The sequence below is a fragment of the Kordiimonas lipolytica genome (assembly GCF_001550065.1).
Window position 1 is genome coordinate 18,930 of record NZ_LRUB01000016.1, and the last position, 11,880, is coordinate 30,809.

The window sequence follows — 11,880 nt, forward strand, 5'->3', positions numbered from 1 at the left end:
GGCCTCATTTAATTGGCGTATAAATTGGCTACTATTTTAAAGCTTTGAATTACGGAGTGTGCAGAATGTTAAGCTTGGCAGAGGTCAGGGACCTGATATCCGAGAACAGGGACCGTCATGTGAAGATTGGGCTGTTCGATATCGATGGTATCCTTCGGGGCAAATATCTGTCGGCTGACAAATTCCTCTCGGCACTCGACGGTGGGTTCGGTTTTTGTGACGTGGTGATGGGCTGGGACATGAACGACCAGCTGTATGACAATGTATCTTTCACCGGATGGCATACCGGTTACCCAGACGCACAGGCCCGCATTGTGCCCGAAAGCTACCGGACGCTTGAGGCAGAAGGCGGGACGCCCTTCTTTCTGGCGGAGTTTACCGGCAAGGCGGCCGAAATCTGCCCACGAAATCTGCTGCAACGCGTGCTGAAGCGTGCCGAAAACATGGGTTATACCGTCAAGGCGGGCATCGAATATGAGTTTTTCGTATTCGATGAATCGCCGGAAAGCGCGCGGGAAAAGGGGTTTCGCAATCTGAAACCCATTTCGCCCGGGGCCTTTGGCTATTCGGCGCTGCGCTCGTGCGAGCATGCAGCCTTCTATCAGGCGCTTCTGAAAGGCGCGGCGGATATGGGCATTCGGATTGAGGGGCTGCACGAGGAAACCGGCGCCGGCGTCCTGGAAGCCGCGCTCACTGTGAATGACGGCCTGGCGGCCGCAGACAATGCGGCGCTTTTCAAGTTGATGGCCAAGGTAGTGGCCCGTGCTCACGGCAAGATGGCCACTTTCATGGCGAAAAGCTGCCAGCAGTGGCCCGGCCAGAGCGGCCATATGCATTTGTCTTTATGGAAGGGTGACCAGTCGGCGTTCTTTGACGAGAAGGCTGAGTACCGGATGAGCCCGGTCATGCGCCAGTTCGTTGCCGGCCAGCGCGATATGATGCCGGAAATACTGGCGATGATTGCCCCCACCATCAATGCCTACAGGCGGATGATCCCCGGCTTCTGGGCACCCACCACATCTACCTGGGGAGTGGAAAACCGCACCTGCGCCCTGCGGGTGATCCCGGGCAGCAAGAAAAGCCAGCGGGTCGAATACCGGATTTCTGCGGCGGACGCCAACCCGTATCTGGCACTTGCGGCGGCCATCGCTTCCGGCTTGTGGGGGATAGAGAATGGTCGCGACGCCGGCGAACCGAAGACAGGCAATGCCTATGACATCTCAGTGGGCGACGAGCACAAGTTGCCGCTGACGCTGTGGGACGCGGCCCAGCGCTTGCGGGCAAGCGAGGCGGCGCGCGACTGGTTCGGTGATGCCTTTGTCGACCATTTTGCCGCCACGCGGGAGTGGGAGGAGCGTGAATTCCGCAAGCATGTCACCGATTGGGAACTCAATCGATATTTCGAAATTATCTAGGTGTGGGTCAGTAGTATGTCAGTAAAAACCGTTTCCCCCATTGATGGCCAGATCGTTGTCGAGCGGCCCTATGTTGAGAACGATCAGGCATTTGCCTGTATTGATAAAGCCGGTGCCGTGCAAGCCGTGTGGGCGGATGTGCCGGTGAAAGACCGGGTGACGCTGCTTGGCAGGGCTGTGGACCATATGGTGGCCCACACCGATGACCTGGCGCGCGAGATCACATTGCAGATGGGGCGACCCATCAGCCAGACACCGGGTGAGATTGCCGGCATGGCCACCCGTGCGCGCTATATGCTCTCCATTGCAGAGGAGGCGCTGGCCGACCTGCCGCGCCAGGCCCCTGAAGGGCAGCATCATTTCATCCGCCGGGCACCCCTTGGGGTGGTGCTGGTTATCAGTCCCTGGAACTATCCGTATCTGACGGCTGTGAATGTCATCATCCCGGCGCTCGCCGCAGGGAACGCGGTGGTGCTGAAGCCGTCAGCGCAGACCCCATTGATTGGCGAGCGGTTCGCGGAGGCTTTCGAGGCGGCAGGCCTGCCTGCGGGCCTGTTCCAGTGCCTGCATCTGAGCCGTGAGACAACAACTGCCGTTGTTCGAGAGACCAACATCCATCATGTCGCCTTCACCGGCTCTGTCGCGGGCGGCAAGGAAATGGAAACAGCGGCGGCTGGCCGGTTCCTCAGCATGGGGCTGGAGTTGGGCGGCAAGGACGCGGCCTATGTGCGCGCAGACGCAGACATCCAGGCTGCGGCCGAAGGGCTGGTGGATGGTGCCATGTTCAATTCGGGTCAGTCATGCTGCGGCATTGAACGCATTTATGTGGCGGCGCATCGGTATCAGGAATTTGTCGAGGCCTGCGCGGCTATTGTGAAGGGCTATCGTCTGGGCAACCCGATGGACCTGGCGACCACGTTGGGGCCGGTGGTGAATGTGGCCGCGGCCAGTCACATCAGGAGCGAAATTGCGAAAGCCATCGCCGCAGGTGCGACGCCGCTGGTGGATGAGGCAGCCTTTGGCATGGCCAAGGCCGGAACACCTTATGTGGCACCCCAGATTCTGGTGGATGTGGACCATTCCATGTCCATCATGACAGAGGAAACCTTCGGGCCGGTCGTGGGCATCATGCCGGTGGAAAGCGATGAGGTGGCGATCGGCCTGATGAATGACAGCCCTTATGGCCTGACGGCCAGCATCTGGTCCCGTGATGAAGCGGCCTCCCTGAAGATTGCGGACAAGCTTGAGGTGGGTACCGTGTTCATGAACCGGTGTGACGCGCTTGAACCTGCCCTGGCGTGGGTGGGTGTCAAGGATACCGGCAAGGGCTGCACCCTGTCGCGCTATGGCTATGATGCCATGACGCGGCCAAAATCTTTCAACTTCAAATATTCTTAGGGCCTATTGCCATGACATCGGAACAGGTAAATTTCTCAGCAAACTGGAACTATCCCACGGCGGTGCGCGTCGGCGCGGGCCGCGTGCGGGAACTGGCGGCATTGTGCGCGCAGTTCGGCATAGCCAAGCCGTTGGTGGTGACGGACAGAGGCACCGCGAGCCTTCCGTTCACCGTGGCGATCATGAGGCAACTTGGTGATGCGGGGGTGCAAGCTGCGCTTTTTGATGCTGTCGACAGCAACCCCACGGTCACGAATGTGGAAGAAGGGGCGGTGGCGTTTCGGAGCGGCGGGCATGACGGTGTAGTGGCGCTTGGGGGCGGAAGTGGCCTTGATGCAGGGAAAGCGATCGCCCTTTATGCCGGGCAGGATCGCCCGCTGCGGGATTTTGAAGACGCGGGCGACAATTGGATGCGGGTGAACGAAGCCGGGGTGGCGCCTGTGATCGCCGTGCCGACAACGGCCGGTACAGGGTCCGAAGTGGGGCGGGCTTCCGTCATTACCTTCCCGGACACCCATGAGAAGAAGATCATCTTTCACCCGACAATGCTGCCAGTGGCGGTGTTGTCAGACCCTGAGTTGACGGTTGGCCTGCCGGCAGGTCTCACGGCTGCGACGGGACTTGATGCCTTCACCCACTGTTTCGAGGCCTATTGCGCCCCCGGCTATCATCCGATGGCAGATGGGATCGCGCTTGAAGGGATGCGGCTGATCAAGGCGTGGCTGCCGGTGGCCTATTCGGAACCCGGTCATATCGAGGCCCGCACCCATATGCTGGTGGCTGCCAGCATGGGGGCAACCGCTTTCCAGAAGGGGCTTGGTGCGGTTCATGCGCTCAGCCATCCCGTGGGGGCCTTCTATGGCGCGCATCATGGGCTAGCGAACGCGGTATTCCTGCCCTATGTGATGCTGAGGAACCGGCCTGCCATCGCGGAGAAAATGGCGCGGCTGGGGGCCTTTCTGGGTTTGGAGAATCCCGGGTTCGATAGTGTGTATGAATGGGTGATGGACTTCCGGGCGCTGTTTGATATCCCGAACTCAGCCGAAGTGCTTGGTGTTCGGGAAGAAGATATTCCCGCGCTTGCGGCAGCCGCAGAGGCAGATCCGTCGATGGGGGGAAACCCATGCCCGATCAGCCGGGAAGGATTGGCGGACCTGTTCCAGAGGGCGTTGGCGGGGAAGCTTTCCCCCGCCTGAGAGTGCTCAGGACTTTTCGTCCGTTACCGGCTTCGAGAATTCCCGCCAGCGATTGAGGTGCCGATAGATGGTATAGTTCAATCCATCGCCGTCCCGGCTGCGCAGCATTTCGACCATCTGACGGTGATCCTCGTTACTGGCTCGCATGCCAGCAACCGTTTCCCAGCCGCCTTCCCGACCGGGAAGGCCGCGATCCCGCAGTTCCCGGATTTGAGTGATCAACAGGTCGTTGCCACCTATTGAGTAGAACCTGTTATGGAAGGCCATGTTGAGGTCGGTCAGTTCTGCCCGGCTGGCGGTATCGATCGCGGCTTCAAAGTCTTCCACCATCTGGCTCAGCTCGGCCACGTCGTCGTCGGAGCATTTCTGCACCGCGAGGCGCCCGGCAGCGGTTTCCAGAATGGTCCGCACTTCATAGAGTTCGGCCCGCTCACGGTCTGACGGGTTGATCACCCTGTACCCGCGGTTCGGGACATGGTCGATCAGGTGTTTGGCGGCCAGCGCGGACAACGCCATCCTTACCTCGAATCGGTTCGCTTTATACCGATTTTCGATGTCAGCCTGCTTAAGCCACTCCCCCGGACGGAAATATTCTCCCAGAATATCCGCCTGCAATTGCTGTGCGACGCCAATTTCTGCCGCTTCCGCTGTGTTTTTCCTTGCCATATGATAAATAGTAGCCAATATTGTTAACAGATTTAATCGCCTATAATTTATAGCAGCAATCGGCGGCCAATGCCAGTGTCGTGTTCGGGCGATTTGGGTTCAGATATGTAAACAGTGGAGGTGACGATGAATGCGCCCAGTGCCAACCCTAAGACGTCAGTGCCGGAGAGAAAACCGGACGATATAATCCGTGTCCGCCTTGTGGAAGGCTATGATGTGGTGGCCTACAGTTTTGGCGCGGGCGACGATGTGCTGTTCTGCGCCAATGGCGGGCCGGGCCTGCCGTGCGACTATGTGCGCGATAGCCACAGCGTGATGGCGGACCGGGGCTTTCGCGTGGTGGCGTGGGACCAGCTTGGCTGCGGCCAGTCCGACCGGCCGGAGGATGCGAGCCTGTGGACGCTGGAGCGCTATGTGGCGGAAGCCGAACAGGTTAGGAAGGTGCTAGAGCTGGGGAAGGTTCATTTCCTTGGCCAGTCCTGGGGGACCTGGATGGGCACGGAATATGCGCTGACCCATCAGGAAAAGCTGAAGTCCCTCATTCTTGCCAATGGCAATTGCAACATCCCGCATCTTGTGCGGGAACTGAACCGGTTGCGCGAGGCCCTGGGGCCGGAAACCGTTGCCATGATGCAGCGTCATGAGGCAGAGGGGACACTCGACCATCCAGAATATCAGGCCGCCATCACCATACTGAACTACCGCCATGTATGCCGGCTGGATGAATGGCCGGCAGCGGTGAACCGGTCGCTCGAGGACTGGAACATGGGGCCTTATATGACCATGCAGGGCCCGAACGAATTCACTTACACGGGCAATATGAAGGATTGGAACCGCATACCGGACATGCACCGGATCACAGTGCCCGTCTTGTTGTTGAGCGGCTTGTATGACGAACTGACACCGGCCGGCACGGCGGAAATGCACCATGCGCTTCCGAATTCGGAAGTTCGGATTTTCAAGAACAGCTCCCACATGCCGTTCTTCGAGGAACCGGAAGCCTATTTCGACTGTCTTGAAACATTCCTGCGGAAGGTTTCCTGAAGCTGACAACCGGGCCGACAGGCCCTCAATATGATGGAATTCATGATGACAAGACGGTGGTGTGCAAGCACCCTCGCTGGAGGGCTTGTGGCCTTTTGCAGCGGAAGCGGGGCAGTTTTTGCGGGCGACATTGATTTTTTCGGCCTGCTGCAGCTGGATGCCCTGGATGTCCATGCGGCCGACAATCAACAGCTGTCGGCAGGCAATGGCCTGCGGGCTTTGAAAACCGGGATAAAGGCGCGATTGTCCGAGCGCCTGGACACGCAGGTTGAACTTGCGGTGTCATCAAGCGGGGATGTCAGCCTGGATGACAGTTTTGTACGCTATCGCCTGGGCGACAATATGGCGCTCTCTTTTGGCTATCTGAAGATCTATCATACTCTTTCGGCGGCGACGAGCGAGACGGTCGGCGGCCTGCCGGAACGCAGCTTGGCCTCCAACGCGTTTGAGGTGGGCACTGGCGGCCAGCTTGGCGTGTTTCTTCAAACCGGTGGCGGCAATTGGAGTGTGCAGACGGGCGTGTCGTTTGATGACCTCAACGATGATACCGCCGACACCAATGGCTGGGGCCTGCATGCGCGTGCCACCTATGCACCCATTCTGGCGGAAGAGGCGTTCCTGCATGTGGGCCTGTCGGCCTATTACCGCGATGAAGACGACAATCTGCTGTTCCTGTCGGCCCGGCCGGAAGCCTGGCTTGACGGCGGCAGGATGTTTGCCAGTGGCCTCGTTGAGGCGGACCATTACCGCCATGCCAACATTGAGCTTGCGACCTCCAGCGGGCCCTGGCTTTTCGACGCCGAATATGGCGGCCTTCGCACGAAAGGCAGGGAGGCCCACAGCTATGACGGCGGTCACATTGCCGCAAGCTATGTACTGACGGGTGAACACCGGGCCTATGACGCCGGGGCGGGGAAATTGAAGGCCTTCAGCCTTCACGACCGGTGACAGAAGGCAGTATGGGCGCCTGGGAAGTCGCCGTCCGCTATAGCCGCCTCGACCTGCGCGCTGGCGGTTTGGGCACCTATGGCCGTAACTGGTCGGCGTCCTTGAACTGGTACGTGACAGAAAACGTGCGCCTCATGATCAGTGCCACGGATTTCAGCACTGACGGCGACACACACCAAAGCGGCCATACTGTTGGGCTTCGCATGCAATTTGGGTGGTGAAGTAATGACCGCAGAGGGCCAGAAAGTGCGCTAGGTTGATAGGAGTAGAATGACTGTTTCCTGATCATAAAGGAGACAGATCATGAAACTCTTCTTTCATCACGGAAATGCCCATCAGCCCTGGAACAAAGGCAAACTGATAGGGCAAAAGCCACCTCTCAAACTGAAGGAGATTGGGGCGATCCGCATTCGCCTGCAATTGAAGGCTGCGGTTCGTGATCTTGCTCTATTCAATCTAGCGATCGACAGCAAGTTGCGCGCCTGTGATTTAGTGAAGCTCAAGGTCTCGGATGTTTGCGAAGGCTCAGAGGTGAAGCGTCGCGCAATGGTACTGCAGCAAAAGACAGGTAATCCGGTCCGATTTGAAATCTCGAAGCAAGTCCAAGCTCGGGAATCCATTTTGAAGTGGATCGCGAAGTCTGGGTTGGGGAATTCAGACTATCTCTTCCCCCAGCCGGATCGATCGAACTCGGCACCCCTCAATGCGTCAATATGCCAGGGCGACGAAAGCCTGGATCAGTGATATTGGACTGGACCCAAGCAGCTATGGAGCGCACTCGCTCAGGCGTACCAAGGCTCCGCTCATCCACAAGCAAACCAAGAACCTTAGGGCGGTACAGCTACTCTTGGGGTATTCGAAATTGGAAAGTACGGTTCGCTATCTTGGTATTGATGTCGATGATGCCCTCGAAGTTGCTGAGCAGCTGGAAATCTAAAAGCAGACACTCAGAGCGACCACTTTGGTGGTCGCTCTCTCGCCAGGAGTGGACATAGAAAAAGGGAGAGCCGAAGCTCCCCCAGCGCCACAGTAACCGAATGCAGCTAGAGGTCCAACGTGGCGGATTGGAGGTCCGATAAGGTTAGTCCCACCAGGAACACGGAAGAGCCATCTCCGGTGTCGATCAAGACGCCGTCTTCACCGCCGGCTGTTGTTTCCTGGCTGGCAGCCAGAACATCGTCAATCGATGTGAAGTCCGTATTTGTGTTCACCAGATAGAGGGTATCAAACGCGGTGTCGAAATCGTCCACAACATCATTGCCGTGATTGTTGCCGAAGAAGAAGGTGTCCGCACCATCACCGCCGATCAGCAGGTCATTGCCAGCGCCGCCGAACAGTTGGTCGATGCCGTCACCGCCGTCAACCGTGTCATCACCGGCCCCGCCAAAGAGCGTGTCGTTGCCGTCGTCGCCGCTGATGTCGTCATTACCGTTTGACGCGAAGATATTATCGTCGCCGTCACCGCCTTCGATTTCATCTTCACCGTCATCCTTGCCGGCATAGACAACATCGTTGCCGCCGCCAGAGACGATCCGGTCGTCGCCGTCGCCGCCGCCGATCACATCGTCGCCGTTGGCACCGTAAACCTGGTCGTCGCCGCTGCCTGACCAAAGACTGTTGCTGGCGCCGCCGTTGGTGTTTGCCTCACCGTCGTCGAACAGACCGTCACCATCAGCATCGTGCCAGCTGCCGGCTATGACCACATCGTCACCGTCGCCGCCGTAGATTGTGTCATCGCCATCGTCGCCGATACCGTCGTTGTTGAAGTCATCGCCGACAAGGAAGTCGTTGCCTGCGCCGCCGCCAACAATATCGTTGCCGCTGCCGCCTGCGAAGCTGTCGTCGTCATCATCGTCAGCGCCGGCGAAGATTTCATCGTCGTCGTCGCCTCCGTCGATTGTGTCCTTGCCTGACCCGCCGGTCATGAAGTCATTGCCGCCGTTGCCCTTGAGGTTGTCGTTGCCGTTACCGCCCTTGACGCGCTGTGCGGAATCGTCGCCCTCGTGGTCGTCATCCTCGTCGCCACCCTCAAAGTCGTCGTCGTCCAGCTCATTATCGTCGTCGTCAAACTCGAAATATTCCGCGGACAGGTCTTCCAGGTTGGTGTTCTGAAGTGTCAGCGTTTCACCGTTGCCCAACTGAATGACCACGCTTGAGCCGACCTGGCTTGATGCAGCCAGCATTTCTTCGAAGCTGCCGAAGGCGTCGCAGTCATCAAGGTCGATCCGGTCGCCTTCGGCGCCGTTGAAATCGGTCAACACGTCGGATGAGTTCGAGTCGAATTCAAACTCGTCGGCACCTGCGCCGCCCGTTACCGTATCATCGCCGTCGCCACCGTCGATTTCATCATCGCCGTTGCCGCCAGACAGGATATCGGCGCCGTCGCCGCCCTTGATCTCATCGTCGTTGTCACCGCCGTCGAGGACGTCGGCGCCGTTACCGCCTTTGATTTCGTCTTCGCCAGCACCGCCTGAAATGGTGTCGTTGCCGTTTTCACCCTTCAGTTCGTCATGGCCTTCGCCGCCGATCAACTTGTCATTGCCGTCGCCGCCCTTGATTTCATCATCGCCAAGGCCGCCGTCCAGCGTGTCGTCGCCGTCGAAGCCCCGCTGTTCATCATCGTCGTCAGAGCCAAGGATGTCGTCGTCATCTTCGTCGTCGTCCTCGTCCTCGTCCTCTTCATCTTCATCGTCTTCTTCGTCTTCCTCATCGCCTTCCTCGTCGTCGGAAGCATCGTCGTCGTCGATTTCGTCTTCAGAGTCCTCATCGTCTTCTTCGTCTTCAGAGTCGTCCGCATCTTCGGCGTCATCATCTTCTTCATCAGCAACGTCAGCAGCGGCAAAGCGGAAGGAAGAAGCATCAAGATCAGAGAGGGAAGCACCCTGGAGCGTCAGCGTGTCGCCGCCTGGCAGGGCGATAACCACGCCGCCGCCAGAGTCGCTGGAAATGGCCAGCAGATCATCAATGGAATTAATGGTTTCATATTTGCGGAGGTCGACAACATCGCCCTCGCCGGGGTTGAAATCGGTAACGACATCATTACCGCCTCCCCGGATTTTGAAGCGGTCGGCACCGCTGCCGCCAGTGAGGGTGTCGCTGCCGGAGCCGTCTTCCAGTTCATCGTTTCCTGCGCCACCCATCAGCACGTCGTTACCAGCCAGGCCTTCCAACTCATCATTGTTGGCGGTGCCTGTCAGCGTATCGTTGCCGCTTGTTCCAATAAAATCTGTCATGTCCGTTCTCCAGATGAAAAAATCAATGCGTTATCTGGTTAACGGGATAGGAGGAGGGTTTATTCCATTGAAATGAATATTTTTTTGGAAAAACTGAAAAAGCTTAGAAAATTCAGGGTTTTGAAGCCCCTGAAGGCCTCAATCCCAGTTGCCAGTGATGGCTTTTTCTTCGTCGCTCTGGCTAAGGGCGTCGCCTTCCATCATGGACATGATCATGCTGCCGATGGGGTCGGTTGTGGCATCAGATGCAGTGACGAACATCCCATCGTTTGCAGGGGCGACTGCATCTGTCGCGACCACGGCCTTGATGCGCCAGCCACCGTTCTTTCTGCAGGCGATGCCATGTTGCGCGCTATTTGGCGCAGCGGTTGAAAACTCCCGGCAGAATGTCCCATCCGCAGTGCGGAAAGTGGTCAGGGGCATTGCTGCTGCCTGATCTTCAGAGCCGAAACGGACGGCCTGATGGCTGGCCGAGCTTTCAAGCGCTTGATAAAGCGGCGACTGGGGGCTTACCTGGCCCATGGCATAGTCGGTGATGCCACTGCTTTGTGGCATGCCGCCTGTGGACGTGAGGTTCCCGGCGCCAAAGCCGATGAACAAGGCGACCGAAGCCGCAATGGCCTGCGGCACGAACGGACGCTTCCAGAAAGACCTTGAGGCCTGCTCCGGTTGTTTCAGCGTAACCAGATTGTCAGGTCTTTCGGTTTTCTGATGTGCCAGCTTGCGTGCCAGATCATCAACAAGCGCCATCGTGTCCGGGCGGGCTGCCCGCTTCGGGGTGCCTGCCAGGCTGTCAGCGAGAAGGGCATCGGCTGCTCGCATTTTGTCAAGCTGGTCCCGCAGGGCAGGGGAACGCGCCAGCTCGTCTTCGATTGCCCTGGACTTGGTCGGCGAAAGTTCGCCGTCCATGTAGGCCATCAGGTCTGTATCTTCAATCTTCATGTTATCTCTCCCGTCCTCTACCGAACGGCACCACGTTCTCGTTTTGCTGACGCGCTTTTGCGGACAGCTCCGTGAGTTTGGACCGGGCCCTGGCTAGCCTGCTCATTACCGTACCGACAGGTAGCGACAATTGATCCGCCGCTTCCCTGTATGAATATCCTTCAACAACAACCAGCAGCAGGATTTCCCGGTGGTCCTCCTGCATCTGCGACAGAAGGGTTCCCAGTTCGGAAAGCCCGACCGCTGCTGTGGCTTGATTTTCTCCATCGATCCAGGGCTCATCCTTCGGGTTTTCCGGTTTGTCGGTTTCGCCGCGGACCTTCCGGGATCTGATTTCATCCAGCCAAAGGTTCTTTGCTATGCGAAAAAGCCATCTATCCAGATCGGTTCCCTGTGTGAACTGATCGAACTTGGTGAGGGCTCTTTCGATCGTTGAATGCAGCAGGTCTTCACCGTCATGAAGTGTCCCTGTCAGTGAGACCGCATAACGCCTCAGCCTTGGCAGCAGAGCCACCAATTCTTCACGCCATTCGTTGGCAGGGTCATGTTTCATAACTGCGTTCATCACCTTGGTAACGGTAAGCAAGCGGAGTTTATTCCCACTTTTTTAATTTTTTTCAATTTATTATGGCACAGAAAGCGGTTTCCTGCGCGTGTGAGTGTTAATCGGGGTTTATCTACTCAGTAGGGAATAAAATTGTGTGCTTACGCGTTTTCTTAATAGAATGGCGTTAAACGTCACCTGATACAGCGCGTTTGCGCTGTAAATTCGGCCCCCAAACACCTGGAGAACGGGATAATGAATTATAGGCACCTGACATTGCTGTGCGGCTTTAGCGCGCTTGTTGTGTCACAGGTGGCTTTTGCCTTCCCCGATGTCTCCCAGATACCTGACGCGCGCCCTTCTGGGCGTACTTCCGCATATGTGGAAAGTGCCTTGTTCGCTTACTTCGGCCCTGAAGAGGATGAAGCGGAAGACCAGGCTGAAGATGAAGCCGAGGAAGAGGCCGAAGAGGAAGCTGAAGCACAAGCGGAAGC

The 11,880-nt window shown here is 57.8% G+C and carries 11 protein-coding genes and 1 pseudogene; 8 read left to right on the top strand and 4 right to left on the bottom strand.

What is annotated here, in order from left to right:
* Positions 1-65: 65 nt before the first annotated feature.
* From KORM41_RS07950 to KORM41_RS07960, 3 genes are read left to right on the top strand one after another with little or no spacing between them, the layout of a single operon-like run.
* Entirely contained in the window at positions 66-1,415 is a 1,350-nt protein-coding gene (locus tag KORM41_RS07950; RefSeq protein WP_068147175.1) for a glutamine synthetase family protein, read from the top strand.
* 15 nt (positions 1,416-1,430) lie between these two features.
* Positions 1,431-2,813, top strand: a complete 1,383-nt coding sequence (locus KORM41_RS07955; protein ID WP_068147192.1) for an aldehyde dehydrogenase family protein — start codon at positions 1,431-1,433, stop codon at positions 2,811-2,813.
* Positions 2,814-2,824: 11 nt separating this feature from the next.
* A complete protein-coding gene (locus tag KORM41_RS07960; protein WP_068147178.1) occupies positions 2,825-4,009 on the top strand; it encodes an iron-containing alcohol dehydrogenase in 1,185 nt (394 codons plus the stop codon).
* A gap of 6 nt (positions 4,010-4,015) precedes the next feature.
* Here the strand turns inward: KORM41_RS07960 and KORM41_RS07965 are convergent, their stop codons facing one another.
* On the bottom strand, positions 4,016-4,675 hold the full coding sequence (locus KORM41_RS07965) for a GntR family transcriptional regulator (RefSeq protein ID WP_068147179.1): 660 nt from the start codon (positions 4,673-4,675) through the stop codon (positions 4,016-4,018).
* 126 nt (positions 4,676-4,801) lie between these two features.
* Here KORM41_RS07965 and KORM41_RS07970 point away from each other — a divergent pair, with 126 nt between their 5' ends.
* From KORM41_RS07970 to KORM41_RS07985, 4 genes and pseudogenes are all read left to right on the top strand, one after another.
* The gene (locus KORM41_RS07970; protein WP_068147180.1) at positions 4,802-5,719 is read left to right on the top strand and encodes a proline iminopeptidase-family hydrolase; all 918 of its coding nucleotides are present in this window, start codon (positions 4,802-4,804) and stop codon (positions 5,717-5,719) included.
* Between the two features lie 45 nt (positions 5,720-5,764).
* Complete coding sequence (locus KORM41_RS07975; RefSeq protein ID WP_269448969.1) at positions 5,765-6,667, top strand: porin; 903 nt, start codon at positions 5,765-5,767, stop codon at positions 6,665-6,667.
* Positions 6,664-6,888, top strand: coding sequence for a porin (locus KORM41_RS22360; RefSeq protein ID WP_269448970.1), 225 nt, complete (start codon positions 6,664-6,666; stop codon positions 6,886-6,888). Before KORM41_RS07975 ends, KORM41_RS22360 begins: the two co-directional genes overlap by 4 nt.
* Positions 6,889-6,970: 82 nt before the next feature.
* Positions 6,971-7,604, top strand: a pseudogene (locus tag KORM41_RS07985) (tyrosine-type recombinase/integrase).
* A 106-nt stretch (positions 7,605-7,710) separates the two neighbouring features.
* Here KORM41_RS07985 and KORM41_RS22005 read toward each other — a convergent pair.
* The 3 genes from KORM41_RS22005 to KORM41_RS08000 all read right to left on the bottom strand — a co-directional run bounded on the left by KORM41_RS22005 (position 7,711) and on the right by KORM41_RS08000 (position 11,407).
* Positions 7,711-9,900, bottom strand: coding sequence for a calcium-binding protein (locus KORM41_RS22005; RefSeq protein WP_068147189.1), 2,190 nt, complete (start codon positions 9,898-9,900; stop codon positions 7,711-7,713).
* A 138-nt stretch (positions 9,901-10,038) separates the two neighbouring features.
* A complete protein-coding gene (locus KORM41_RS07995; protein WP_068147010.1) occupies positions 10,039-10,842 on the bottom strand; it encodes an anti-sigma factor family protein in 804 nt (267 codons plus the stop codon).
* A gap of 1 nt (position 10,843) precedes the next feature.
* Complete coding sequence (locus tag KORM41_RS08000) at positions 10,844-11,407, bottom strand: RNA polymerase sigma factor (RefSeq protein WP_231727206.1); 564 nt, start codon at positions 11,405-11,407, stop codon at positions 10,844-10,846.
* A gap of 234 nt (positions 11,408-11,641) precedes the next feature.
* Between KORM41_RS08000 and KORM41_RS08005 the strand changes: the two genes are divergently transcribed.
* Positions 11,642-11,880 (top strand): hypothetical protein (locus KORM41_RS08005; RefSeq protein ID WP_197421040.1); only part of this gene is annotated, 239 nt, incomplete at its 3' end.